The organism is Roseomonas sp. F4, assembly GCF_053891155.1.
Genome location: NZ_JBSSHK010000003.1, coordinates 448,333 through 473,261 on the forward strand (window position 1 = coordinate 448,333; position 24,929 = coordinate 473,261).

The 24,929-nt window shown below is 70.7% G+C and carries 26 protein-coding genes; 14 read left to right on the forward strand and 12 right to left on the reverse strand.

Annotated features, from left to right (window positions below):
- Window positions 1-11: 11 nt before the first annotated feature.
- On the reverse strand, window positions 12-722 hold the full coding sequence (locus ACVFYP_RS14375; RefSeq protein ID WP_499200871.1) for a DUF3047 domain-containing protein: 711 nt from the start codon (window positions 720-722) through the stop codon (window positions 12-14).
- A gap of 58 nt (window positions 723-780) precedes the next feature.
- Window positions 781-1,368: a GNAT family N-acetyltransferase gene (locus ACVFYP_RS14380; protein ID WP_499200872.1), complete on the reverse strand. Its 588-nt coding sequence runs from the start codon at window positions 1,366-1,368 to the stop codon at window positions 781-783.
- 87 nt (window positions 1,369-1,455) lie between these two features.
- Between ACVFYP_RS14380 and ACVFYP_RS14385 the strand changes: the two genes are divergently transcribed.
- The 6 genes from ACVFYP_RS14385 (at window position 1,456) to ACVFYP_RS14410 (ending at window position 6,056) form a co-directional block, all read left to right on the forward strand.
- Entirely contained in the window at window positions 1,456-2,286 is an 831-nt protein-coding gene (locus tag ACVFYP_RS14385; RefSeq protein ID WP_499200873.1) for a CoA transferase subunit A, read from the forward strand.
- Window positions 2,283-3,032: a CoA-transferase gene (locus tag ACVFYP_RS14390; protein ID WP_499200874.1), complete on the forward strand. Its 750-nt coding sequence runs from the start codon at window positions 2,283-2,285 to the stop codon at window positions 3,030-3,032. The genes ACVFYP_RS14385 and ACVFYP_RS14390 overlap by 4 nt, the downstream gene beginning before the upstream one ends.
- Complete coding sequence (locus ACVFYP_RS14395; protein WP_499200875.1) at window positions 3,029-4,264, forward strand: CaiB/BaiF CoA transferase family protein; 1,236 nt, start codon at window positions 3,029-3,031, stop codon at window positions 4,262-4,264. Before ACVFYP_RS14390 ends, ACVFYP_RS14395 begins: the two co-directional genes overlap by 4 nt.
- A gap of 2 nt (window positions 4,265-4,266) precedes the next feature.
- Window positions 4,267-4,797, forward strand: a complete 531-nt coding sequence (locus tag ACVFYP_RS14400) for a hypothetical protein (RefSeq protein ID WP_499200876.1) — start codon at window positions 4,267-4,269, stop codon at window positions 4,795-4,797.
- A gap of 136 nt (window positions 4,798-4,933) precedes the next feature.
- Window positions 4,934-5,857: a DMT family transporter gene (locus ACVFYP_RS14405; protein WP_499200877.1), complete on the forward strand. Its 924-nt coding sequence runs from the start codon at window positions 4,934-4,936 to the stop codon at window positions 5,855-5,857.
- 25 nt (window positions 5,858-5,882) lie between these two features.
- Window positions 5,883-6,056: a hypothetical protein gene (locus ACVFYP_RS14410; RefSeq protein WP_499200878.1), complete on the forward strand. Its 174-nt coding sequence runs from the start codon at window positions 5,883-5,885 to the stop codon at window positions 6,054-6,056.
- Here the strand turns inward: ACVFYP_RS14410 and ACVFYP_RS14415 are convergent.
- The 4 genes from ACVFYP_RS14415 to ACVFYP_RS14430 form a co-directional block, all read right to left on the reverse strand.
- Window positions 6,053-6,466 carry a protein-tyrosine phosphatase family protein gene (locus ACVFYP_RS14415; protein ID WP_499200879.1) on the reverse strand — a complete coding sequence of 138 codons (414 nt, stop codon included), beginning with the start codon at window positions 6,464-6,466 and terminating at the stop codon, window positions 6,053-6,055. The genes ACVFYP_RS14410 and ACVFYP_RS14415 overlap by 4 nt on opposite strands.
- A complete protein-coding gene (locus tag ACVFYP_RS14420; RefSeq protein WP_499200880.1) occupies window positions 6,463-7,305 on the reverse strand; it encodes a c-type cytochrome in 843 nt (280 codons plus the stop codon). The genes ACVFYP_RS14415 and ACVFYP_RS14420 overlap by 4 nt, the downstream gene beginning before the upstream one ends.
- Before the next feature lie 97 nt (window positions 7,306-7,402).
- Complete coding sequence (locus tag ACVFYP_RS14425) at window positions 7,403-8,278, reverse strand: CDP-alcohol phosphatidyltransferase family protein (protein ID WP_499200881.1); 876 nt, start codon at window positions 8,276-8,278, stop codon at window positions 7,403-7,405.
- Window positions 8,275-8,964: a phosphatidylserine decarboxylase gene (locus ACVFYP_RS14430; RefSeq protein ID WP_499200882.1), complete on the reverse strand. Its 690-nt coding sequence runs from the start codon at window positions 8,962-8,964 to the stop codon at window positions 8,275-8,277. Before ACVFYP_RS14430 ends, ACVFYP_RS14425 begins: the two co-directional genes overlap by 4 nt.
- 47 nt (window positions 8,965-9,011) lie before the next feature.
- Between ACVFYP_RS14430 and ACVFYP_RS14435 the strand changes: the two genes are divergently transcribed.
- A complete protein-coding gene (locus ACVFYP_RS14435) occupies window positions 9,012-9,425 on the forward strand; it encodes a hypothetical protein (protein WP_499200883.1) in 414 nt (137 codons plus the stop codon).
- Here the strand turns inward: ACVFYP_RS14435 and ACVFYP_RS14440 are convergent.
- The 3 genes from ACVFYP_RS14440 to ACVFYP_RS14450 all read right to left on the reverse strand — a co-directional run bounded on the left by ACVFYP_RS14440 (window position 9,371) and on the right by ACVFYP_RS14450 (window position 12,986).
- Complete coding sequence (locus ACVFYP_RS14440; protein WP_499200884.1) at window positions 9,371-10,720, reverse strand: LysM peptidoglycan-binding domain-containing protein; 1,350 nt, start codon at window positions 10,718-10,720, stop codon at window positions 9,371-9,373. The two genes, ACVFYP_RS14435 and ACVFYP_RS14440, sit on opposite strands and share 55 nt — an antisense overlap.
- Before the next feature lie 432 nt (window positions 10,721-11,152).
- Window positions 11,153-12,124, reverse strand: coding sequence for a Bug family tripartite tricarboxylate transporter substrate binding protein (locus tag ACVFYP_RS14445; protein ID WP_499200885.1), 972 nt, complete (start codon window positions 12,122-12,124; stop codon window positions 11,153-11,155).
- 172 nt (window positions 12,125-12,296) lie between these two features.
- On the reverse strand, window positions 12,297-12,986 hold the full coding sequence (locus tag ACVFYP_RS14450; protein WP_499200886.1) for a cold-shock protein: 690 nt from the start codon (window positions 12,984-12,986) through the stop codon (window positions 12,297-12,299).
- Between the two features lie 294 nt (window positions 12,987-13,280).
- On the opposite strand from ACVFYP_RS14450, the gene ACVFYP_RS14455 reads away from it, so the two are divergent.
- Window positions 13,281-14,300, forward strand: a complete 1,020-nt coding sequence (locus tag ACVFYP_RS14455) for an ABC transporter substrate-binding protein (RefSeq protein WP_499200887.1) — start codon at window positions 13,281-13,283, stop codon at window positions 14,298-14,300.
- Window positions 14,301-14,374: 74 nt separating this feature from the next.
- Here the strand turns inward: ACVFYP_RS14455 and ACVFYP_RS14460 are convergent, their stop codons facing one another.
- Window positions 14,375-15,541: an NADH:flavin oxidoreductase/NADH oxidase gene (locus tag ACVFYP_RS14460; protein WP_499200888.1), complete on the reverse strand. Its 1,167-nt coding sequence runs from the start codon at window positions 15,539-15,541 to the stop codon at window positions 14,375-14,377.
- 52 nt (window positions 15,542-15,593) lie between these two features.
- Here ACVFYP_RS14460 and ACVFYP_RS14465 point away from each other — a divergent pair, with 52 nt between their 5' ends.
- The 3 genes from ACVFYP_RS14465 to ACVFYP_RS14475 are packed head-to-tail and all read left to right on the forward strand — an operon-like array spanning window position 15,594 to window position 19,053.
- Window positions 15,594-17,885, forward strand: coding sequence for a xanthine dehydrogenase family protein molybdopterin-binding subunit (locus tag ACVFYP_RS14465; RefSeq protein WP_499200889.1), 2,292 nt, complete (start codon window positions 15,594-15,596; stop codon window positions 17,883-17,885).
- Complete coding sequence (locus ACVFYP_RS14470) at window positions 17,882-18,607, forward strand: FAD binding domain-containing protein (protein WP_499200890.1); 726 nt, start codon at window positions 17,882-17,884, stop codon at window positions 18,605-18,607. The genes ACVFYP_RS14465 and ACVFYP_RS14470 overlap by 4 nt, the downstream gene beginning before the upstream one ends.
- A complete protein-coding gene (locus ACVFYP_RS14475) occupies window positions 18,604-19,053 on the forward strand; it encodes a (2Fe-2S)-binding protein (RefSeq protein ID WP_499200891.1) in 450 nt (149 codons plus the stop codon). The genes ACVFYP_RS14470 and ACVFYP_RS14475 overlap by 4 nt, the downstream gene beginning before the upstream one ends.
- Here ACVFYP_RS14475 and ACVFYP_RS14480 read toward each other — a convergent pair.
- A complete protein-coding gene (locus tag ACVFYP_RS14480) occupies window positions 19,047-20,018 on the reverse strand; it encodes a D-2-hydroxyacid dehydrogenase (RefSeq protein WP_499200892.1) in 972 nt (323 codons plus the stop codon). The two genes, ACVFYP_RS14475 and ACVFYP_RS14480, sit on opposite strands and share 7 nt — an antisense overlap.
- Before the next feature lie 2 nt (window positions 20,019-20,020).
- The gene (locus ACVFYP_RS14485; protein WP_499200893.1) at window positions 20,021-20,992 is read right to left on the reverse strand and encodes a Bug family tripartite tricarboxylate transporter substrate binding protein; all 972 of its coding nucleotides are present in this window, start codon (window positions 20,990-20,992) and stop codon (window positions 20,021-20,023) included.
- Between the two features lie 196 nt (window positions 20,993-21,188).
- Between ACVFYP_RS14485 and ACVFYP_RS14490 the strand changes: the two genes are divergently transcribed.
- The 3 genes from ACVFYP_RS14490 to ACVFYP_RS14500 all read left to right on the forward strand — a co-directional run bounded on the left by ACVFYP_RS14490 (window position 21,189) and on the right by ACVFYP_RS14500 (window position 24,872).
- Complete coding sequence (locus tag ACVFYP_RS14490; RefSeq protein ID WP_499200894.1) at window positions 21,189-22,163, forward strand: Bug family tripartite tricarboxylate transporter substrate binding protein; 975 nt, start codon at window positions 21,189-21,191, stop codon at window positions 22,161-22,163.
- Between the two features lie 71 nt (window positions 22,164-22,234).
- The gene (locus ACVFYP_RS14495; protein ID WP_499200895.1) at window positions 22,235-23,647 is read left to right on the forward strand and encodes an NAD(P)-binding domain-containing protein; all 1,413 of its coding nucleotides are present in this window, start codon (window positions 22,235-22,237) and stop codon (window positions 23,645-23,647) included.
- 97 nt (window positions 23,648-23,744) lie between these two features.
- A complete protein-coding gene (locus ACVFYP_RS14500) occupies window positions 23,745-24,872 on the forward strand; it encodes an ABC transporter substrate-binding protein (RefSeq protein ID WP_499200896.1) in 1,128 nt (375 codons plus the stop codon).
- The last annotated feature ends 57 nt before the right edge of the window (window positions 24,873-24,929 follow it).

Below are 24,929 nucleotides of genomic sequence, written 5' to 3' on the forward strand. Positions count from 1 at the left end.
GGAAGCCGCCTTCAGCCGCAGGGCAGCAGGCGGATGTTCTCGACCTGGGCGTCGATCGGGCTGTTGGTGTCGTCCACATCCGTGCCGATCGCGACTTCGAGCAGCGCCGGCACCGTGCCGCCGCCGAAGGCGGCGCGCCAGTCGGCGCCGAGGTCCACCTTCTCCTCCACCCAGCGGCCGCGCTGCGCGCCGGCCGGATGCATGATGCGGAGGCGGGAGATGGCGGTGCTCCAGGGGCTGGCGAAGAAGCCATGCGGCGCGCCCGCCGCCTCCTGCCCCGTACCGCCCCAGACATAGGACAGGGCGCTGCGTGGCAGGCGGTGGTCGCCCGTCACGGCCTGCGCCATGGCCATCTGCGCGCGGGCGGCCAAGCCGGCATTCGGCCCGTAATCGGCGAATCCCACGGTCAGCGAAAGCGCCCGGTCATCGCCGCCCTTGCGGCGTAGATCGGTGGCGGGCGGGCCGGCATCGACACGCCAGCGCCAGGCGAGGCAGGTGGCCTGACCCGAGAGCGGCCGATGCACGAAGGCCGCCTGCCCCCGGCCCAGAACCCGGACCCCGCCGGAGGCCGTGGCCTGGAACTGCGCGGGGGCGATCCCCTGCCAATGCACCTTGCGCCAGCCCAGCCGTTCCAGATCCGGCGGCGTGACGCCCGGCGTGATGGCGGCCATGAGCAGGGGGGCGGCACAGGCCACGGCCAGCGCCAGGGCGGGTCGTTTCATGCCGCCAGAATTGCGGCCGCCGATCCATGAAACAAGTGTAAAGTGAGGAGGCCGCGATTCATTCCTCCAGCTCCCGCGCCGTCATCCAGCCCGCCCGGTCCAGCGCGTACCAGAGATGCCGGCTGAGCCGGTGCCCCACCGGAAGCCGGGGATGGTTGAATTCCCCCTGCCGCCGCATGCCCAGCCGTTCCATCAGCCGCCAGGAGGGTTCGTTCTCCGGCGGTGTGAAGGCGATGATCCGGTCCAGCCGCAGCCGGCCGAAGCCATAGGCCAGGGCCAGCCGCGCCGCCTCCTCCGCCAGGCCCTGGCGCTGATGCGCGCGGGCGATGCGCCAGCCGATCTCGATGGCGGGGGTGAAGGGGGCCTGCCAGGGCACCTCCAGCAGCCCGACCACGCCGACGCAGCCGGCGCCGGGCAGATCCACCGCGCCGAAGGAAAAGCCCTGCGCCCCCTGATGCGCCATCATCCGGTCCACCCAGGCATCGCTGGCCGCCCGGCTCATGACCTCCGGGAAATGGCGCATCACCTCCGGGTCGCTGTTCATGGCGAAGACCGTGTCGCGGTCCCCATTCGCCAGGGGGCGGAGGATCAGGCGGGGGCCGTGCAGCAGCATGGAGGGCTCCGGGCGGGAAGGGCGCGGGACCATAGGGCGGCTTTCCGCCCTCTCCAACGCCATGCAACCCCTTCGCGCCGGGGGCAAGCCAGCGTAGTTAGGGCGCATGAGGACCGTCACATGACCCCCAACTCGCCCGACAGCCTCGCCGCGACCGTGCCGGATGGCGCGCTGGTGGCCCTTCCTCCCGACAATTCGCTGCCTTCCGTCGCCCTGGCCCGGGCGCTGGTGCGGCGTGGCGCGAAGCGGCTGCGGCTGCTGGGCGTGCCGGTTTCGGGCTTCGCGACGGATCTGCTGATCGGCGCCGGCTGCGTCGCGGAGATCCAGACCAGCGCCGTGTCGCTCGGCGAGGCCGGCTTCGCGCCGCGCTTTTCCGCCGCGCTGAAGGCCGGCAGCATCACGCTGCGCGACGCTACCTGCCCGGCGATCCATTCCATGCTGCAAGCCGCCGAGAAGGGCATTCCCTTCATGGCGCTGCGCGGCATCATCGGCAGCGACATTTTGGCCAACCGCCCCGACTGGAAGGTGGTGCCGAACCCCATGGGTGACGGCGTCTCCGACCCCATCGTGCTGCTGCCCGCCTTGTCGCCCGATGTGGCGCTGATCCATGGCGTGATGGCGGATGAGGCCGGCAATATCTGGGTCGGCCGCCGGCGCGAACTGGCGACGGTCGCCCATGCCTCCAAGCGCGTGCTCGCCACCGTCGAGCGGATGGTGAAGGGCGACATGCTGGAGGATGAGAAGCTCGCCCCCGGCTGCATCAGCGGCACCTATATCGAGGCGGTGGCCGTGGCCGAGCGCGGCGCCTGGCCGGTGGCACTGCTGGACGAATACGGCTTCGACGCGGCGCATGTCGCGGAATATGCCCGCATGGCCAAGACCGAAGCCGGCTTCGCCGAATATCTTGACCGCTATGTTTTTGGCCAATCGGCACAGGCCGCCGCGGAATGACGATCAAGTTGGAAGAGCGCCTCGCGGCCACCCTGGCGCGGCTGATCCTGGACCCGGCGGCCCCGCCGGCACGCCATATCGCGGTTGGCGCCGCCAGCCCGATCCCGGCGGCGGCCTGCTGGCTGGTGAAGAAGCAGGGCCATCCCGTGCGGCTGTCGCTGCTCCATAAGCGCACCGGCAATCCCTTCAGCGAGGGCTCGCGCGAACTGTTCGACCTGACGGGGCAGGGGCGGATCGACCTGTTCTTCCTGGGCGGTGGGCAGATCGACGGCCAGGCGAACCTGAACCTGGTCGGCACCGGCGAATGGCCCGGCAAGTCCGTGCGCTTCCCCGGCAGCTTCGGCAGCGCCTTCATGTATTTCATGACGCCGCGCACCATCCTGTTCCGCGAGGAACATTCGCCCCGCGTGCTGGTGCCGAAGGTGGACAATATTTCGGCCCCCGGCGTCTCGGAGCCTGGCGTTTTTCGGCGCGGCACGGCCCAGGCCCTCGTCACCGGCAAATGCGTCTTTGCCTTCCATCCGGACCGCGCCCGCTTCTCGCTGGCCAGCATCCACCCCGGCGAGACGGTCGAAAGCATTCGCGCCGCCACCGGCTTCGACTTCGACGCGGCGGATGACGTGCCGCAGACCCCCGATCCGACGGAGGCCGAGCTCGCTTTGCTGCGCGGGCCGATCTGCGACGAGATGCTGGAAACCTATCCGGAGTTCTGTGCCCGCGTGTTCGACAGGAAACTCGCAGCGTGACCGATGCTGTCCCCATGGCCCAGGGCAAGGGCCTCGCTCTGTCCCCCGGCGCGCTCGCCGGCCTCAAGGTCATCGACCTCACCCGCGTCCTCGGCGGCCCCTATTGCACCATGATCCTCTCCGACCACGGGGCGGAGGTGGTGAAGATCGAGCCGCCGCAGGGCGATGAGGTGCGCGACTGGGGCCCGCCCTTCGTCGATGATTCCGCCAGCTATTTCATCGGCGTGAACCGCAACAAGCGGTCGCTCGCGCTCGACCTCGGCAAGCCGGAGGGGCGGGAGGTGTTGATGCGCCTGCTCGATGGCGCCGATGTGCTGATCGAGAACTACAAGCCCGGCGCCATGGAGAAATGGGGCATGGGCTATGCCGATGTCCTGTCCAAGCGTTTTCCCAAGCTGGTGCATTGCCGCGTCTCCGGCTTCGGGCCGGATGGGCCTCTGGGCGCGCTGCCGGGCTATGATGCGGTGATCCAGGCCATGGTCGGGCTGATGTCGATCAATGGCAACGACACCACCGGCCCGCTGCGCATGGGCACGCCGATCGTCGACCTCGCCACCGGCCTCTATTCCGCCATCGCCATCCTGATGGCGCTGCAGGAGCGGACGAAAAGCGGCCAGGGCCAGTTCCTCGACATGTCGCTGCATGACTGCGGCATGGCGCTGCTGCATCCCCAGGCGGCAAATTTCTTCCTCAACGACAAGCGCCCCAAGGCGACCGGCAACCCGCACCCGAACATCTCGCCCTATTCCAAGTACCGGACGAAGACCTGCGAGATCTTCCTGGCCGTCGGCAACGACCCGACCTTCCGAAAAGTCTGCAAATTCCTGTCGCTGGACAGCCTGCCGGATGATGCGCGCTTCCGCAGCAATGGCGACCGCCTGACGAACCGGGACACGCTGACCGAAATTCTGGAAGCGCGCCTGGCGGCGGAGGATGGGCACGAGCTGTGCGACCGCCTGCTGCGCGCCGGCGTGCCCGCCGGCCCCGTGATGCATGTGGACGAGGCGATGGCCGCGCCCCATACAGCGCACAGGCAGATGGTGACGGAGCTGGGCAGCTACCGGGGCCTCGGCACGCCGATCAAGATGAGCCGGACGCCGGGCGGCACACGCGCCGCCCCGCCGCGCTTCAACGAACATGGCGATGACATCCTCGCCCGCCACGGTTTTTCGGCGGAGGAGGTCACGGCCTTGAAGGAAAAGGGAATTGTGGTGGCGGTACGCCGGACATGAGCATGAGCAAGGAACCGCCGCGCAGCCTACGCGCGATCGAGCAACCGGCCGAGATCGAAAGGTTGCTGGCCCTCTGGGCAGCCGCCTTCGATGAAAAATCCATCCCCGCCCGCGCCAAGCCCCGGCTGCGCCCCCCGGCCACCGGCCGAAAGGCCGGATGTACCCTGTGGCAGGCCAAGGTCGCCGGCCTCGACATGAACATCTGCCTGGAGGAGGTCACCTCCAATCGCTGGCGGCTGGACCATGGCAATCAGGGGGCGCTGGCCCTGATGGACGGCACCCCGGTGCTGCTGCGGCAATGGTATGTGAAGCGGGCGCCCACCGATGCCTCGCTCTCCGCCGCCGAGATCGCGCAGGTGACGGAGGAGGCGCCCTATTACGTCACCCCCGGCGTGCATCGCGGCGCGCCGTCGGAACGCCGGCTGTACCAGGTGGTGGCCGACCTGACCCAGCCGCCGGAGGCCATCCGCGAACAGACAGCGGCCGCCATCGCCCGCCAGACCGCCGCCAACGAGAAGTTCGGCTTCGTCTGACCAAAGCCCTCTCCCCCCGACGGGGGGAGAGACTTGGCTGAGGGGGCTTTGCCCACCAGCCGCACCCATCCGCGCAGACCAGTCCCGCGCAACGACCGGATGGCGCCACGCCCGCGCCCCGCTCTATCCACCCCCCATGACCACCCCCATGAATGCCCGGCTCTGGACCCTGCTGCTGGCGCTGGCCGTCATCTGGGGTGGGTCCTTCTTCTTCATGGCCGTGGCGCTGCGCGGCTTTCCGCCCTTCACCATCGTGCTGGTGCGCGTGGCGCTGGCCGCTGGTGCGCTGGCCCTGGCCTGCCGCATTCTGGGCCTGGCGCTGCCGGCGACGCGGGCCGGGTGGTTGGCCTGTGCCGGGACGGGGCTGCTGAACAATGCCATCCCCTTCACCCTGATCGTGCTCGGCCAGCAGTACATCCCCTCCGGCCTCGCCGCCGTGGTCAATGCGGCGACGCCGGTTTTTGCCGTGCTGGCGGCGCACCTCATGACCACGGACGAAAAGCTCACGCCGAACCGCCTGGCCGGCACGCTGCTGGGCCTGCTGGGCGTCGCCATCCTCGCCGGACCCGCCGCCTTTGGCCGCGGCGCGGCGGATGAGGCGCTGGGCATCGCGCTGTGTCTCGGCGCCTGCCTCTCCTATGGCCTGTCGGGCATCTGGTCGCGTCGGGTGCGCCGGGCCGGGCTGGCGCCGCTGCCGGCGGCGACGGGGCAGTGCATCGCCTCCAGCCTGATGATGCTACCGCTGGTGCTGGCCTTCGACCGGCCCTGGGCACTGCCCACCCCGTCGCTGGAGGCGGTGGCCGCGTTGCTGGCGCTCGGCTTGCTGGCAACCGCGCTGGCCTATGCGCTGTTCTACGCCATCCTGGCCGGGGCGGGGGCGACCAACACCATGCTGGTGACGCTGCTGGTGCCCGTCACGGCCCTGCTGCTCGGCGCGCTGGTGCTGGGCGAGGTGCTGGCCCCGCGCCACTTTGGCGGCATGGCGGTGATCGGGCTGGGGCTGCTGGCGATCGATGGGCGGGTGCTGGCCCGAGCGCGGCTCGCCTTCACCGGGCGTTGAGGCCTGGTCCGCGATGATCCGCGCCATGGAGATCGTCAACGGCTACCCCTGCCGCGACTGCACGGATGTGGCGCGAGCGAAGAAGAACATCGACCCCGCCAAGCCGGAGCAGGCCGCGCCGCCCAAGCCGGAACCCGCCTGGGTGGCGGCTGCCGCCGCGGCCGGCGTGCCGCAGCGGCTGCTCGACCTCTACGCCTAAGGCCAGCGGAAATTCCGGGCGAAGGCCTGCTGCGCCGGGGTCTCGGCGGCATGCGGCAGGTAGTTCGCGCGCACATAGTCCAGCGGATCGCCCGCCACCCCCGCCGCCCTGGCCAGACAGGCCATGAACAGCCCGGTGCGGCCGACACCGGCCCGGCAGCCGATATGCACGGGCCGGTCCGGCTCGGCTTCCAACTGCCGCAGCACGACGCCGACCGCCGCGCGCAGCGCCTCCGGCTCCGGCAGGCCGAAATCGGCGGTGGGCAGCGGCACATCCGCCAGCCAGGCCTTTTCGGACATCATCTCCAGACAGACGCCAAAGGCGCCATCCGGGATGGCATCGAAGGGGCCGCCGGTGATGGTCACTGCCCGCCCCGCCACGGTCAGCGGCAGCCTGCCACGAACATTCACGGCTGCGGCGGCAGGCTGCGCAGATAGGCCACCAAGTCGCCCAGCTCCTGCGGGGTCATGTTCGCATAGGCCCAGAAGGCCATGGGCGGCGCGAGCTGGCGGCCGGTATTCGACACGCCCTTGGTGACCGCCTCCACGATCTGCGCATCGGTCCAGCCGCCGAGGCCGTTCGCATGCGGCGTCAGGTTGCGCGCCACGGAAACGCCCCAGGGGCCGCGGAATTCCATGCCGCCGGCGCCGAGCCGGGTCCGGTCATTCTGGCCGGTGGGCAGCATCGGCGTGTGGCATTCCATGCAATGGGCGACGGCATTGGCCAGGTATTCGCCCCGCGCCACCGGCGTGTCGGCGGGCGGCGGCACGCTGCCCAAGGGCGGGCCATAGGCCGGCGGCAGGGTGATGCGGTAGACGCTGCGCTCCACGCGGTTTTCCACCGGCGCCACCGTGCGCAGATAGGCGACGATCGCCGCGAGGTCCTGGTCGGACAGGCCGCGATACAGCGTCATCGGCATGGGCGGGCCGATCAGACTGCCATCGGGGCGAATCCCCTCCCGGATCGCGCGGGCCAGCTGGGCGTCGGTCCAGCGGCCGATGCCGGTCTCGGGGTCCGGGGTGATGTTGGGGGCAACGGCGCGGAAGGGCGGTTCGTCGAAGACCGTGCCGCCGGCCAGGGTGCGGCCCGCGATGGGCCCCTGCGGCCCCATCGGCGTATGGCAATTGCCGCAGGCGCCGGTCACTTCCACCAGATGTCGGCCGCGGGCCAGCAGCTCGGTCTGGGCCAGGGCGGGGGGCGCCAAGGCGGGCAGAAGCGCCGCCACGGCCAAGGCGATCGTCCGAAACATTCCTGGGAATTCCCCCTCCTGCGACAGCGGGGGGCAGACTGGCCGCGCAACGTTTTTCCGGCAAGGGGAGATCATCCCCCGCCGGTTTCACATCATGTCATGCGGCGCTGGTCGGGTCCGCCTCGGGCTCGATCAGCGATTCCGCTTCCCGCTTCAAGGTCAGGTAGGATTGCAGCGAGAAGGGCAGCATGCCGAGATAGATCAGGCCGCCGGCCGCCAGCGCCGCCCAGGGCTCCGCCACCAGGAAGGCGACATAGAGCCCGGCGCCGAGCAGCAGGGGCAGGACGGCGAAGCGCGGCACCCGGAAGTTCTTGAAGGACCAGGTCGGCAGGGTGCTGACCATCAGCACGCCAACCGCGACCAGCACGAAGCCCACCAGGATGGGATGGCGGATGGCGTCGCCGGTGCCGATCCAGCCCCATTCGGAAAAGGCCAGGGCGCCGAACAGCGGGAACAGCGCGCAGCCCGCCCCGGCCGGGGCCGGGACGCCTGTGAAGAAATTATAGGCATAGGCGGGCTTGGGCGCCGGGCCGATATCCAGCGAGGCATTGAACCGCGCCAGACGCAGGGCGGAACACACCGCGAAGAGCAGGCAGGGCACGAAGCCCAGCGGCCCGACCGTCTGCATCGACCACAGATACAGCACCATGGCGGGCGCCACGCCGAAGGACAGGAAGTCCGCCAGGCTGTCGAATTCCGCGCCGAAGCGCGACGTCGCCTTCAGCAGCCGCGCCAGCCGGCCATCAAGCCCGTCGATCACCGCCGCCACCACGATCAGCGCGGCCGCCAGGGCGAAGCGCCCCTCGATCGCGGCACGGATCGCCACCAGCCCGGCGCAAAGGCCGAGCATGGTCAGGATGTTCGGAATCAGCCGGTTGAATGACAGGCCCTCGAACCGCGGCCTGGTGCGGGGGCGAAAGCGGCGCAGGCCGCGCAGGCGCTGCGGTTCGGGCGGCGGAAGCGCCTCACTCATGCCGGGCTCGCCATCGGCAGCAGTTCCGCCACCACAGTCTCCCCGCCGATCATAAGCTGGCCGACCGCGACAAGCGGGCGGGCGCCTTCCGGCAGATAGACATCGGTGCGGCTGCCAAAGCGGATGATGCCGAAACGGTCGCCTGCCTGCACCTGATCCCCCTCCCGCACATGGCACAGGATGCGGCGGGCGATCAGCCCGGCGATCTGCACCACGGCCACGTCCCGCCCATCCGGCATGCGAATGGCGAGCGCGTTGCGTTCATTGTCCACGCTCGCCTTGTCCAGGCTGGCATTCAGGAAGGCGCCGTGCCGGTAAGCGATCCGGGTGACAACGCCATCCACCGGCATGCGGTTCACATGCACGTCGAGGACGGACAGGAAGATGCAGACGCGGTAGCGCGGCGCCGGGCCGAGGCCCAGCTCTTCCGGCGGCACGGCGGGGCCGGCCATCACCACGCGGCCATCGGCCGGCGCCAACACCACCTGTCCGCGGGGCGGGGGCACCCGTTCGGGGTCGCGGAAGAAGTACAGGCAGAACAGCGTGAAGATCACGCCGGGCCAGAACAGCCAGCCGCCGAGCAGCAGACCGCCGATCACGGCGACGGCAAGGCCGCCATAGATGAAGGGGCGCCCGGCCGGGTGCGGCTTGGACAGGACGAGTTGCAGGCTGGTGATCAGGCTCATGTAGGCGCTTATGGTATGTTCATCCTTCGCGGACAACATGCATCCCCATGGACCCACTTCCGCACGGACCCTTTCTGATCGCGCATGATGGCCGCCTGACCCCGGTTGGGCGCCCCGCGCTGCACTTCGCCTGGCGTGGGCGCGGCTGTGAGGCCGTGGTCAGCCCGGGGCATATCAGCCTGACGGCGCAGGCCGGCGCGGTGCCCTACACCGCCGAGCGGCCCTCGGCGCGCCCCGGCGCCTTCGCGGCGCTGGAGGCCATGCCGGCCGACCTGCCGGAAGGCTGGCGCCTGCGCCTGATGCCGGACCATCGGGTGCGGCTGGAGACGGATATGGAACTGCCGGGCAGCACCACGGCCACCGCGCTGGTCAGCGCCATGGTGGGCTTCGCTCTGGCGCTGGACCCTTATCTGGACCGGCTGGAATCGGCCGGCATGGCGGCGGGGATCGCGAAGACCTGACCGGGGAAGATCCGGTTCGGATTGCGGATCTGGTTCCGGTTGGCCTCGAAGATCACGGTGTAGCGAATGCCCTGGCCATAGGCCGCGCGGGCCAGTCGCCACAGGTTGTTGCCCGGCTGCACCACCACGCGCCCCTCCGCCACACTGCCTTCCGGCAGCTGGTCGCGCTGGAAGGGCAGTTCGATACGGGCCGCCACGGCGCCATTGGCGGCGATCTGGTCCAGCCGTAGGTGATGACGGCCGATGGCGGGGGATTCCGCCGGCGCCATGGTCCAGCGACCCTGCGCATCGGCCTCCGCATCCCCGGCATGATGGTCGTTCACATAGACGCGGACGGAGGCGCCGGGCGCGGCTGTGCCGGCGAAGCGGATGCTGCCGGCATCGGTATAATCCACCACTTCCAGCCCCAGGGCCGGATTGGCCGCCGCGGCGCCACCCTGCAGCACGCGTGCGGGCCCGGCTTCGGCCGGCGGCAGCAGCACCACGAGGGGACGGGCGGGGGCGGGCGGCGTGACGGGCCGGGCCGCCGCGCTGGCCTGGGTACTGGCCTGGGCGCTGGACTGCGCGCGTGCGGTCTCGGTCTGGCGAAGCGCCTCGGCGGCCTCCGCTGCGGCGAGCGCTGCCTGCGTGGCGGCATCGACCAGGCGCGTGGCTTCCGCCTGGGCCAGGGCTTCGGCCCGGGCGGCGGCCGCGGCGCGCGCGGCGGCGGCCCGGGACGCCGCCTCGGCTTCCGCCATCTGCATGGCTGAGGCCGCGCGCGCGGCTTCAGCCTGCGCCACCGCCTCGGCCCTGGCGGCGGCTTCGGCACGGCTGGCTGCCTCGGCCCGGGCGACGGCCTCGCGCGCTGCCGTCTCGGCCTGCAAGGCAAGGCGGTCCTGCGCGTCCCGCGCGGCGCGGCGCTCCGCCTCGGCCGCGGCTTCCGCGGCGGCAAGGCGTTCGGCCTGGGCAGTGGCCTCGGCCTGGGCGTCCGGACGGGGGGCCTCGGCCATCAAAGTCGGCTCCGGCACGATCACGACCACCACATCGAGGCCGGCGATCTCGACGCCGGCGATGCGGGCGCGCAGGGAGAGTTGCCGGCTGCCGGGGCGCATCGGCTCGGCGGGCAGGATTACCCATTCGCCGCGCGCATCGGCCCGGGCGCGACCGATCTCCCGCCCATCCTCAAGCAGAATTACCTCTGCGCCCGCCGCGGCCCGACCCGCCACCACAACGCCGCCGCGCGCACCGACGCGCACCACGTCGAAACGTGGCGGCTCCGGCGCCGGCGCGGCCGGGGCGGCAACTTGCGGGGCCACGACAGGCGGGGGCGGGGCGGGGCCCACCTGGGTCGCGCCCGCCTGGGCTGGGCCGGTCGGGGTTTGGCCGGTTGCGACGGTCCCGGTCGGAGCCGTAACGGCCGGGGCTGCAACAGTCGGAGCCGCAGCAGCAGGGGCCGCAGCGGTCTGGGGCGTCGCGGTCGCGACGGCGGGCGGGGGCGCGGCGACCCGTGCCTCCGACCCGGGAACCGGGCGAGTCTCAGCACCGCCCGCCGGATCGTTCCGAACGAACCGGCTGGCGACAAACGTGGCGAGGCCTGCAGAAACCACCACCACGATCAGAAGGGCGCGCCCACTGTTCGTCATACGCACGTAACTAGGACGTGATGCCCTGGGCGCACAAGGGTTTGAGTGCCTTGCATTCACGGCTCACCGGGCCCATGGCGCGCCGGACCCCGTCCGGCGCCCCGCTCAATTGGCCTGCGCGCCCGATGTGGCGACGACGCGGCCCCATTTCGCCCGCTCCTCCGCGATGAAACGGCCGAAATCGGCGCCGAGGCGAGTGCCCGGCTCGGCGCCGCCCTGGGCGAATCGGGCGCGCAGCCCGGCATCTTCCAAGGCGCCGGCGCAGGCGGCCTGAAGCCGTTGCAGCACAGCCTCCGGCGTAGCGGAGGGCGCCACCAGGCCGAACCACGCCTCCGCCGCAAACCCCGGCACGCCGGATTCGGCCACCGTGGGCAGGTCCGGCAGGGCGCCGGCGCGGGCGCTGCCGGCCACCGCCAGGCCCCGCACCTGGCCGCCACGCACCTGCGGCAGGGCGGCGGGCATATTGTCGAACATCATCTGGATCTGCCCGCCCACCAGATCCGTCATCGCCGGCGCCGCGCCGCGATAGGGCACGTGGACGATATCGATCTCCGCCATCGCCTTGAACAGCTCCCCCGCCAGATGGTTGGTGCTGCCATTGCCGGAGGAGCCGAAGGCGAGCTTGCCCGGGTCGCGCTTCGCCAGGGCCACCAGCTCCGCCACCGAGCGAACGGCGAGGCCATTGGTCACCATCAGCACGATCGGCACGCTGGCCACCAGCGCCACCGGGGCGAAATCCCGCTGCGGCACGAAGGGCATGCCGCGGAACAGATGTTCGTTGATCGCCAGCGGCCCCGGCGCGGTCAGCAGCAGCGTCAGCCCATCCGGCGCCGCCTTGGCGACACTGTCGGCGCCGACATTGCCACCCGCCCCGGCACGGTTCTCCACGATCACCGGCTGGCCCAGCCTTTCGCGCAGCGCCTCCGACAACTGCCGGGCGATGATGTCGTTCGACCCGCCCGGCGGGAAGGGAACCACCATGCGCAGTGGGCGGTCAGGCCAGCCCTGGGCCAAAGCGGGCGCGGCGAGGCTGGAGGCAAGGGTGGCGGCCAGCAGGCCGCGGCGGCGCAGAATCATCTTGGACACTCCCGATCGGGCGGCTCGGACGGCCACCTCGTCCAGCCCGGCTTATCGGCTGCGCCCAGGACGGGCAATCGGGATCACGGATCGGCGCGCATCGCGGCGGCACAAAAAAAGGCGGCGACCCTGCGGTCGCCGCCCTAACTGTATGTACACCGAGACCGAAGCCTCAGGCCGCCGTGACGGAAGCCGCTTCCGGCCCCTTCTTGCCCTGCACCACGCGCAGGGTGACCGACTGGCCCTCCGTCAGCGGACGCAGACCGCTGCGCTCCAGCGCCGTGGCGTGGACGAACACGTCCTTGCCGCCGTCGCTCGGCGTGACGAAGCCGAAGCCCTTCTCGGCGCTGTACCACTTGACCGTGCCCTGGACCTCCTCGCCCGAACCGGGCGGGGGCGGGCTGCGGAAGCCGCCGGCGCCGCCGGGCGGGCCACCGGGCCGCGGACCCATGCCACGCGGCGGAGAGGCCGGAACCTCCCCCACCGCGCCAACTTCCAGCACCTCGGTCACCTGCGGGCCGCGCTCACCCTGGCCGACGCGGATGCGCAGCTTGGTGCCGGGCGCCACCGTATCGGCGCCGACGCGCTGCAGGACGCTGATATGGAGGAAGGCATCGCCGCCACCGCCATCGACCGCCACGAAGCCGAAGCCCCGCTCCGGGTCGAAGCGCTTCACCACCGCCGCAACCTCCGGCCCCGAGGCCACCGGGGCGGAAGACCGCCGCGGCGCGCCAGAGGCGGCGGAAGGTGCATAGCTCGGAGTCGGCGGAGGTGCCCACCCGCCCTCCTGCGGCATGTCGTCGTCGAAGCCTCGCTTGCTGCGGGCTTTGCGGTCTCGCCGCCAGTCGTGCGTGTTGGTCATCTCTGGACTCGCCTGTTCGGCCGCGAGCGCTTCCGTCCCCGCCGTCTCGTGGATTCGAGCCCGGGGAGGAGGAGCGGCCGCACCGGCCTGACCCGCAGTATAGGTCACCAGCGTCGCGCTTCAACGTATGAAGCGCAACGAAGTACCGAAAGCTGCTGTCAAGGTGGTCACGGCGGCGGCAAAACCACGACGGTGCCATGAAATCGTGCAGCTGCGCTCCGTCGCAACATGGCCGATGGCACCAGTCTTGCTTCCGAACGCGCGGACAATGCCCGCATCTTCCGGAGGAATCGCATGACCCTGGCCCGCCGCACCCTGTTCGGCGCCACAGCCGGCCTGCTCGCCGCGCCCGCCCTCGCCCAGGCGCCGGAGCGCCTGCGCTTCGTGCTGAACTTCCGGCCCGATGGCGGCACCGCAGGCTATCTGCTCGCCTTGTCGCGCGGCTACTACCGGGACGTCGGGCTCGATGTGACCATCGACGGCTCCTCCGGCTCCGGCGACGCCATCACCCGCGTCGCCTCCGGCAACTACCAGATGGGCAGCGGCGACATCGCCACCCTCATCGAATTCCACGCCCGCAACCCCGCCGCCGCGCCGAAGGTGGTGATGTCCCTGCACGACAGCTCCCCCCAGGCCATCATGAGCCTCGGCGGCACGCGCATCCTGAAACCCGAAGACCTCGCCGGCCGCACCATCGGCCAAGGCCCGGCCGACGGCGCCTCCCGCATGTTCCCGGCCTTCTGCCGCATCAATAACATCCCCATGGACCGGATGCGGCTGCAACAAGTCACCCCCGCCCTCCGCGACCAGATGCTGATGACCCGCCAGGTCGATGCCGTGACCGGCTTCGACTACACCGTCTTCTTCAACCTCAAGGCCAATGGCGCCAAGCCCGAGGACATCCACACCCTTCGCTACGCCGATTACGGCATGGACTTCCCCGGCAACGCCATGCTCGCCAGCCGCAGCTTCATCGCCGAAAAACCCGACGCCGTCCGCCGCTTCCTCTCAGCCTCCACCCGCTGCTGGCACGACGTCATGGCCGACCCCGCCAAAGCCGCCAGTGAACTCAAGCGCCAATTCCCCCTGCTCGAAGAACCCATCGAAGCCGAACGCATCATCTACCTGCGCGACCGCCTGATGATCACCCCACGCACCCAAGCCGACGGCCTCGGCACCCTCAGCGAAGCCCGCCTCACCGAAACCATCTCCCTCGTCAAAGACGGCTTCGGCCTGGCATCCGCCCCACCCCCCGCCGAAATCTACGACGGCCGCTTCCTGCCGAGCGCGGACGAGCGCCGTCTGCGGGGGTAGGGCGAAGGTCCGGCGCGGGTGGCCTTGCGGGGGGACGTTGTCCCCCTGCAAGGCCACTCGCGCGGCCTTCGGCCCTACTCCGCAGCCGTCTCCTGCCCGGTCGGGAAGCGGCGGCGGACTTCGTCGCGGCGTTCGAGCCACCAGGCGTAGGAGGGGGGCATGAGGGGGAGGGGGTTTTGGCCGAGGGTTTGGGCGGCGTGGGTCGGCCAGTTGGGGTTCCACATCATTTCCCGGGCCAGGGCGATGAGGTGGCAGGAGCCGTCCTGGAGGTAGGATTCGGCTTGGTGGGGGTCGGTGATGAGGCCGACGGCCATGGTGGGGAGGCCGGTTTCGCGCAGGATTTCGGCGGCGAAGGGCACGTGGTAGCCGGGGGCGCGGGGGACCACGGCGAGGGTCAGCGGGCCTTCGATGCCGCCGGAGGAGCAGTCGATCAGGTCGATGCCGCGCGGTTTCAGGGCGTGGCAGAGGGCGAGGGTGTCTTCCATGTGCCAGCCGCCGCCGCGGCCGTCGACGCAGGACAGGCGGATGAGCAGGGGTTTGTCGGCGGGCCAGGCGGCGCGGACGGCTTCGACGAGTTCCAGGCCAAAGCGCATGCGGCCTTCGCGGTCGCCACCGTAGCTGTCGCTGCGTTGGTTGGTGATGGGCGAGAGGAATTGCTGGATGATGTAGCCGTGGGCGGCGTGGATTTCGAGGATGTCGAAGCCGGCGTCGTCGGCACGCTTGGCGGCATCGGCGTGGAGCTGGATGACGTGGCGAATATCGTCCGCGTCCATTTCCTTCGGGATTATGGCGCCCGGCTTGAAGGGGATGGGGCTGGGCGCCAGGCCGGACCAGGGCGGCCGGCCGCGGGCGGCGTCTTCCTCGGTAAGTGGAGAAAAACCGTCCCAGGGCGCGCGGGTGGCGACCTTGCGGCCGGCATGGCCGATCTGCATGGCGCTGGCGCTGCCGTTCGCGCGCAGGAAGTCGGTGATGCGGCGCCAGGCGCGGGCCTGTTCGTCGGTGTAGATGCCGGGGCAGTCATAGGTTTTGCGGGAGCGCTCGGAGACGCTGGTTTCCTCGCAGAAGACCAGCCCGGCGCCGCCGAGGGCGAATTTGCCGAGATGGACCAGGTGCCAGTCGCCTGGGATGCCGCCTGGGTCCGACCTGTATTGCGACATCGGCGAAACGACGATGCGGTTGCGCAGTGTGACGCCACGCAGTGCGTAAGGGGTGAGCAGAAGGGGGGTGGCGGCGTCGGTCATCGGCAACTCCGGTCGTAGGGGCAGGTAGGCCCGGGCGCGGGTGGGATGCAAGATGGTGGCCATGGAAGCCAAGGGTTGGATTGGGGCCTCGGTGCCCAGGCGGGAGGATGCGCGGCATCTGCTCGGCCAGGGGGTGTTTGCGGCCGATGTGGCGGCGCCGGGGATGCTGGAGCTGGCCTTCTGGCGCAGCCCGGTGGCGCATGGGCGGATCGGCGCGGTGACGCGGCCGGCGGGCGTGTATGCGGCTGGGGAGTTTGGCCCGGTGACGTTGCTGCCGGCGGGGCCGGACATGCCAGGGTTTCGCCAAGCGCCCTATCCGCCGCTGGCGGAGGAGGTGGTGCGCTTCGCGGGCCAGCCGGTGCTGGCGGCGCTGGCCGCCACGCGCGGCGCGGCGGAGGATTTGCTGGCGCGCTGCGAGGTGGAGATTTCGCCGCTGCCGGCTTTTGCCGATGTGCCGGCGGCGCTGGCGCCCGGTGCCGCCGTGCTGCATCCGGGCTGGGCGGACAATCGCTACGGGTCCGGCCATGTGAAGGCCGGGGACGTGGCGGGACTGGATGCCCCCATTCGCATCCGCCGACAACTCGGGCTGGGCCGGCAATCGGCGGCGCCGATGGAGCCCCGCGCGCTGATCGCCGTGCCGGACCGGCGCACCGGGGAGCTGGTGCTTCACATCTCCTCCCAGGGGCCGCATGTGCTGCGGCATGCGCTGGCGGCCATGCTCGGCCTGCCGGAATCGCGGCTGAGGGTGGTGGCGCCGGATGTCGGCGGCGGCTTTGGTGCCAAGAACCGCCTGATGCCGGAGGAGGTGGTGGCCTGCGCCCTCGCCCTGAAGCTGGACCGCCCGATCCGATGGGTGGAGGACCGCCGCGAGCATCTGATGGCCGGCGCCCATGCGCGGGAACATCTGTACGACCTGACCCTGCATGCGACGCGGGACGGCATCGCGCTCGGCATCGAGGGCGAGCTCTGGGTCGATGCCGGCGCCTATGCACTCTGGCCGACGGGCGCCTTTGCCGAGGCGGGGATGGCGGCGCGCAACCTGGGCGGCCCCTATGGCATCGCGCATCTGGACGTGCGGCATCATACGGTGGCGACGACCAAGCCGCCGATGGGTCCCTATCGCGGTGTCGGCCGCACCGGGGCCTGTTTCGCGATCGAGCGGCTGATGGATGCGCTGGCCGATGAGGTGGGGCTTTCGCGGTTCGAGATCCGCCGTCGCAACCTGATCGCCCACCTTCCGCACACCACGGCGGCGGGGATGACGCTGGATACGGGCGACTATCCCGCGGCGCTGGAAGCCTGTGCCGGCATGCTGGACCTGCCGGCGCTGGAGGCGCGGCGCGCAGCGGGGGAGAAAGTGGGCGTCGGCTTCGCCATCTACACCGAGCAATCCGGCCACGGCACCACGGAATGGGCCGGGCGCAAGGCGCGGGTGGTGCCGGGGCATGAAACGGCGACCTTGCGCATGCATCCGGATGGCAGCCTCACCTTGCTGACCGCCATTCACAGCCACGGCCAGGGGCTGGAGACGGTGCTGGCGCAGATCGTGGCGCAGGAGCTGGGCCTGCATCCGGATGACATCGCGGTGCGGCATGGCGATACCGGCCTTTCTCCCTTCGGCTTCGGCACCTTCGCATCCCGCTCGCTGGTCTTTGCCGGCGGCGCGGCCAAGGCGGCGGCCGAAATGCTGGGCGCCAAGCTGCGGCGCATCGCCGCGCATTTCCTGCAGGCGGAGGTGGCGCTGGTGGAGTTGCGGGAGGGGCGCGCCTGGGCAGGTGCGGCCTCGATCCCCCTGGTCGACCTCGCCCATGCGGCGACGATGCGCCAGGAACGCCTGCCGCCGGGGGAGGCGCCGGGGCTGGAGGCGACCGCCGATTACAGCCCGCCGGAGGATGCCGGCGTCTTCTCCTACGGCGTGCATGCCGCGGTGGTGCGGGTGGATGCGGAGACTGGCGCGGTGGCGCTGGAGGATTACTGCGTGGCGGAGGATTGCGGCACCATGATCAATCCGATGGTCGTCGATGGCCAGGTGAAGGGCGGCGTGGTGCAGGGCATCGGCACCGCGCTAACGGAGGAATTGCGCTTCGACACGGAGGCCCAGCCGCTGTCCACAACCTTCGCCGAGTATCGCCTGCCCGATGCGCCCAGCCTGCCGGAAATCCGCGTGCTTCATCTGGTGACGCCGGCGCGCAGCACGGTGCATGGGGCGAAGGGCGTGGGGGAGGGTGGGGCGATCGCGCCGCCGGCCGCCATCGCCTCCGCCGTGGAACAGGCGCTCGGCCTCGGCATGGTGGTGACGCAGACCCCGGTGACGCCGCGCCGCGTGCTGGCCGCTTTGGCATGATCCCGGCCCCCTTCACCCTCCGCCGCGCCGCGACCTGGGACGCGCTGCCCGCGCTGCTGGAAGACGCGCTGCCGCTGGGTGGCGGCCAGTCGCTGATGCCGTTGCTGGCGCTGCGCCTGGCGGAGCCGGCCGCGCTGGTGCCGCTGCGCGATCTGCCCGGCCTGGCCGAGGTCGCGGAGCGCGACGGCGCGCTCTGGATCGGCGCCGGCGTGACCCATGCGCGGATCGAGGACGGCATCGGCCCGGCCCCCCTGCGGGACTGGCTTTCCCGAATTGCCGCCGGCATCGCTTATCGGCCTGTGCGCAACCTCGGCACCATTGGCGGCAGTCTGGCGCTGCATGATCCGGCGGCGGATTGGCCGGTGGCGCTGCTGGCGCTGGGTTCGAGCGCCGAGCTGCGCCGAGGCGAAGCACGACGGGTGCTGCCTCTCGAAAAGTTCTGCACCGGCGCCTTCGCCACGGCGTTGCGGCCCGGCGAGGTGATCGAGGCCGTGACCATTCCCCTGCCTGCCCCCGGTACCCGCTTCGGCTGGTGCAAGCTGGCCCCCGCGCCGGGCGCCTTCGCGGAGGCGCTGGCCGGCGTGTTGCACACCCCCGGCGCCGCGCCGCGCATCGCCGTGGCGAGCCCGGCGGGCGCCGCGCTGATGCCGGAGGCGCCAGCGCCGGATGACCCGCATCTGGCACGGCTGCGCGCCGTCGCGATCCGGCGGGCCAGCGCATGACGCATCTCTGTGTGAATGGCGAGACCCATGATGTGGTCTGCGAGGATCGCGATTCGCTGGCGCTGGTGCTGCGCGACGGTCTCGGCCTGACCGCCACGCGGATCGGCTGCCAGCATGGCAGTTGCGGCGCCTGCAACGTCTTGATGGAGGGCGTGCCAGTGCGCGGCTGCCTGGTGCCGGCGGCACTTGCCGAGGGCCAGTCCGTCACCACGCTGGAGGGTCTGCGTGACGACGCGGTGATGATCCGTCTGCGTGAAGCATTCACCACGCATCACGCCTTGCAATGCGGCTATTGCACCGCCGGCATGCTGATCGCCGCGCGGGACCTGATTTTGCGTGGCCGCGCGGGATCGGCGGCGGAGGTGCGGGCCGGTCTCGCCGGGCAGCTCTGCCGCTGCACCGGCTATGACGGCATCGTCGCGGCGGTGCTGGACGCGGCTCAGTAGCCGCGCGTGCGATCCACCACTTGATGCAGCGGCTGGCCGGCGCGGAAGCGTGTCAGGTTGGCGAAGAAGGCCTCCAGGCAGCGCGGGGCGTATTCCGCCGGATCGTACAGCCCGCAATGCGGGGTGATGGTGAGATTCGGCGTGTCCCAGAGCGGATGGTCGGGCGGTAGCGGTTCCTGCGGCAGGGCGTCGAGCACCGCACCGGTGAGGCGGCCATCGGCGAGCCGTTCGGCCAAAGCGGCGGTGTCCAGGATTTCGCCGCGGCCGATATTCACCACCCCCGCATGACGCGGCAGCAGGTCCAGCTCCGTCGCGCCGATCAGCCCCTGGGTGGCCGGGGTCAGGGGCAGGGCGATCAGCAGAAAGTCGGCCTGGGGCAGTTGCGCCCGAAAACCGGCGCCCTGGCTCATCTCCGCCACATCCGGATGCGGGCGGCCGGAGTGGCTGTTGCCCAGCACCCGCATTCCCTGCCGGGCCAGGGCCGTTGCCGCGGCCCCGCCGAGCGCGCCCATGCCGAGGATCAGCGCGGTCTTCCCCGCCACGGTGCCGCCGGGATTCGGCGCCCAGCGATGCGCCCGCTGCGCCGTGGCGAAGAAGGGGATCTGGTTGTTCAGCATCAGCACCGACAGCAGCGCGAATTCCGCCGCCTTCGGAATATGCGTGCCGCTGGCATTGGTCAGCGTCACCTGTTCGGGCAGGCCGGCCTTCAGCAGCCATTCGACGCCGGCGCTGGTGTAGCTGATCCAGCGCAGTTTTGGCGCGCGGCGCGGCAGGTTATGCAGGGGCGCGCCGCCGACCAGCAGCAGCGCTTCGGCCTCCGCCAGCCCGGCCTCCAGCGCTTCGGGCGTCTGCCCGAAGCTGAGCGTCGCGTCCTCGCCCGCTGCCAGGCCACGGATGAGGGATTCCGCAAAGGCCTCCGCGATGGCGGAGGCCGGGTTCACCTGCATATGAAGGCGTATCGGCATGATCACTCGATGCGGATGTTATGGGTGCGGATGATGCGGCCGTAGCTTTCGGTCTGCTCGGTCAGGATGCGGCGGAAGCTGGCCGCGCCCTCAGGGCGGACCTCGCCGCCGATCTCGGCGATGCGCTGGATGATGTTGGGCTCGGCCAGCACCTTGGCCAGCTCGCCTTCCAGCCGCGCGATCATGGCGGGCGGCGTGTTGCCCTGGGCCAGCAGCCCCTGCCAGGTGCCGGACTGCGGCTCCGGCCAGCCCAGCTCCTGGAAGGTCGGCAGGTTGGGGGCGGCGGCCAGGCGCTTGGTGCCGGTCACGGCGATGCCGCGCATCTGGTTGTTCACCACGAAGGTCTGCGACTGCGTGGCACCGGCCACGGTGAAGTTCGCCTCGTTGGTGACGAGCGAGGTCAGGGCCGGTGCGCCGCCGCGATAGGGCACATGCACCACATCCCCGCCCCAGGCGGCGGAGAGGGAGGCCGCGACCAGATGGCTCAGCGTGCCGGTGCCGGAATTGGCGGCGTTGAGCTTGCCGGGATTGGCCTTGGCATAGGCGGCGAGTTCCGCCGCGTCGCGCACCGGCAGGTCGTTGTTCACCGCCAGGATATAGGGCGCGTAGACCACCATCTGCACGGGCGCCAGGTCGCGCAGGCTGTCGAAGGGCAGGCGCGGGAACAGATGCGGGTTGGTGGCCAGGACTGAGATGTCCAGCAGCACCATGTTATGGCCATCCGGCCGGCTTTTCGCGACGAGGTCAGCGCCGATATTGCCGCCGGCGCCAGCGCGATTCTCCACCACCACGGACTGGCCGATGTAGCGGGTGAGGGACGGCGCGATCAGCCGCGCCAGGATGTCGCTGGTGCCGCCCGGGGCGAAGGGCACGATGATCCGGACGGGCTGGGTGAAGTCCTGGGCGCGGACGATCGCGGGGGTCGCCAGCAGCGGCGCGGCGGCCAGGGATTGCAGAATGGTGCGGCGTTGCATGGCGCGGTCTCTCCCGAATGCGGCGCCTCTGTCGGGCGCGCAGCGGGGGCAGTTTCGCCGCCGTCCGAGGGGGCGACAAGGCCGCCGGTGGCCGGCGAGGTGGCCTGGCCATCCGCTCTCCGCATCGTGGCACGCGGATTGCTGCATTGCAGCACGTTCATCACGGCCCGATCCGGCCACCAGACCAGGAATTTCCATGCACCGCCGTTCCCTGCTCGCCCTGCCTGCTCTGCTTGCCACCTCCGCCTTATCCCCCGCTGGGGCTCAGGGCACCGCCTGGCGCCCCAATGCCCCGGTTCGCTACGTGATTGGCTTCCCCCCTGGCTCCAGCTTCGACATGGTGGGCCGCATCGTGGCCGAAGGCGCGGCGCCGCTGCTCGGCCAGACGGTGGTGGTGGAGAACCGGCCGGGCGCCGGCACGCTGGTGGCGGTGCAGGCGGTCAAGACCATGCCGGCCGATGGGCAGGTGGTGCTGATGGTCGCCAACAGCTTCACGGTGAACCAGTCGCTGCACAAGCCGCAGCCCTACAGCGCCTCCAACGACTTCGACCCGCTGGCGCTGCTGGTCACCACGCCGCATGTGCTGGTCTGCCATCCCTCGGTGGCGACGGATTTCGCCGGCTTCCTGACCAAGGCGAAGGCGGCGGGCCGCGGCCTGTCCTTCGGCACCAATGGCCAGGGTACAAGCCAGCATATGGGGCTGGAGCATCTGAAGATGCTGGCCGGGCTGAATGCGGAACACGTGCCCTATCGCGGCGTGGCGCCGATGCTGACCGACCTGCTGGCGGGCCGTGTCGACTATTCCATGGGCAATCTGTCCGATGTTCTGCCCGCGCTGCAGGACAATAAGCTGGTCGCGCTGGGCATCGTCTCCGACACCCGCCACGCGCTGCTGCCGAATGTCGCGACCTTCCGCGAGCTGGGCTTTCCGCAGCTTCTGTCGGACACCTGGTATGGCGTGGTGCTGCCGGCCGGCGCGCCGGCGGCGGTGAAGGCGGCGCTGTCCACCGCCTTCATCCAGTCCATCGGCCGCCCCGCGGCGCGGGAACGTCTGGCTGCCATCGGCCTCGACGTGCTGGCGCAGGGGCCGGAGGTGCTGGCGGAACGCATCCGCAGCGACACCACGACCTATGCGGAGATCGTGCGCGCGGCCAATCTGACGGCGGGCTAGCGCCGCATCGGCTGGGACTCGACAGGCGCGGGGCCTCCGACAAGGCTGTTCGACAACCGCGCCCCCTGGAGATGCCGACCTTGTCCCTGGACCTGCTTGAGGCCCGCCTGCGTCAGGATCTGGCGCTGCTGAACCTGCCGCCGGCCAACTGGGTGCCGCCGCGTCCGGATGGGGCGCTGGATGTGCTCGTGCTGGGCGGTGGCATGCTCGGCCTCTCCGCCAGCTTCGCGCTGCAACGCCTGGGCATCGCCCGGCACAGGGTGCTGGACGCCGCGCCGGCGGGGCAGGAGGGGCCCTGGGTCACCTATGCCCGCATGCTGACCCTGCGTTCGCCCAAGCATCTGGTCGGCCCGGCACAGGACCTGCCGAGCCTCACCTTCCGCGCCTGGTACACGGCGCAGCATGGCGAGGCGGGGTGGGAGGCGCTGGGCAAGATCCCGCGCGCGATGTGGATGGACTATCTGGTCTGGCTGCGCCGCGTGCTGGCGCTGCCGGTCACCAATGGCGTCACCGCCACCCGCATTCGCCCGGGGCGCGATGGGCTGGTGGCGGTGGAGACGGATCGCGAAGGGGTGGTGCTGGCGCGCCGCCTGGTGCTGGCCACCGGCCGCGACGGGCTCGGCGGGCCGCGCGTGCCGGATTGGGTGCCGGCCACGCCCGGCCCGCGCATCCGCCACAGCAAGGATGCCATCGACTTCGCCGCGCTCGCCGGCCAAAGCGTCGCCGTGGTGGGCGCCAGCGCATCGGCGGTCGACAACGCCGCGACGGCGCTGGAACACGGCGCGGCGGAGGTGCATCTGCTGGTGCGCCGCGCGGCCCTGCCGGTGCTGAACCGCTTCAAGTCCATGGTGCATGCCGGCTTCACCCACGGCATGCCGGGCCTCGACGACGCAACGCGCCTCGCCATCCTGATGGCGGCCTTCGAGGGTGCCGTCGCGCCGCCGCGTGAATCGCTGCTGCGCCTCGCCGCCCATCCCGGATTCCGCCTGCACCTCGCCACGCCGGTGCTGGGCGTGGCGGAGGATGCGGCGGGGGTGACGCTGGCCCTGCCGGGCGGGCCGATGCGCGCGGCGATGCTGATCCTCGGCACTGGCTTCGCCATCGACATGTCCCTGCGCCCCGAATTGGCGGAACTCGCGCCGCATGTGCGACTCTGGGCCGATATGGTGGATGCGCCGGGCGGGCTGGGCGAATTCGCCACCTACCCCTATCTCGGCCCGGGTTTCGAATTCCAGCCGCGCGGCGCCGCCCGCTCCGCCTGGGTCGGCCGGGTGTATGGCTTCAACATCGGCGCCATGGCCAGCCTCGGCCTGGTCAGCGGCGATATTCCGGGCGTCGGCGACGGCGCGCGACGGCTGGCGGAGTCCATCGCCCGGTCGCTGTTCGTGGAGGATGCGGCGCATCACCTGGCCGCAGTTCGGAGCTATTCCGACAGGGAGCTTCTGGGGGATGAAATTCCATCCGCGGCAATCATGGGGGCATGATCTGCCATCCGGGGCATGACACTTGCATGGGCGTGACCGGTCGTTACTCTCGCCGCATCGCAACAATGCGCCTTCATCCTCCTTGGGGCATCGCGCCATGATCCAACGTCGCAGCTTGATGGGTGGCCTTGCCGGCCTGGGCGCCGTGGCGCTGATGCCGGATCGCGTGGTCGCCCAGGGCAATACGGTGAAGTTCGGTTTCTTCGGCCCCTTCACCGGCAATTTCGCCGCCAATGGCCAGCGCTTCCGTGAGGCTGGGGAGCTGTTCCTGGAACAGACCAACGCCGCCGGCGGCCTCGCCGGGCGCCGGCTGGTGGTGGATTTCCAGGACGATCGCGGCGACCCGCTGCAATCCACCAACATCGCCCAGCGTTTCGTGGCGGATGCCGAGGTGGTGGCCGCCATCGGCAGCTTCACCAGCACATCCTCGATGGCCGCGGGGCAGGTCTTCGCCCAGGCGAAGATGCCGCAGGTCAGCCCGACCTCCTCGCATCCCGACTACACCAAGATCAGCCCCTATCAGTTCCGCATGCCCAATACGCAGGACATCGTGGCGGAGCTGAATGCGGAGCTGATGGTCAACCGCCTGGGCACCAAGCGCATCGCGCTGCCCTATTTCCAGGATGACTGGGGCATCTTCGTCGCCCAGGCCACCAAGGCGGAGATCGAGAAGCGCGGCGGCCAGGTGATCCTGTCCGAGGCGATGACCCAGCAGGCGCGCGACTTCCGCGCCATGATCACCAAGATCCGCGCCGAACGCGCCGATGGCATCTTCATCGCCAGCCATTACGCGCCGAGCGCCATCTTCATGCAGCAGCTTCGCCAGGCTGGCATCACCGTGCCGGTGGGCGGGGCGGACCCGCTGTACAATCCTGAATTCCTGCGCCTGGCCGGGGCGGCGGCGGAAGGGGTGGTCTGCACCACCTATTTCTTCCCCTCCGACCCCGCCAAAGCCACCTTCACCCAGGGCTATCAGGCGAAATATGGGCGGGAGCCGGACCAGTGGGCGGCCTTCGCCTATGACGCCATCGCCATCGCCGCGGAAGGCGCCAAGGCGCTGATCACCGCCGGCCGCCCGGTGACGCGGGAAGCGCTGCGCGATGCCATCGACGCGCTGCCGCCTTATGACGGCGCCAGCGGCGTGACCGAATTCGTCAATGGCAGCCCGCGCAAGCCGATGACGCTGCTGGTGATCCGCAACGGCAAGTACGAACTCTACACGTGAGTCCGCGGCCGGGATGCTGACGCGCGCCTGTCCCTTCGCGGCATAGGCCGCGGGCCG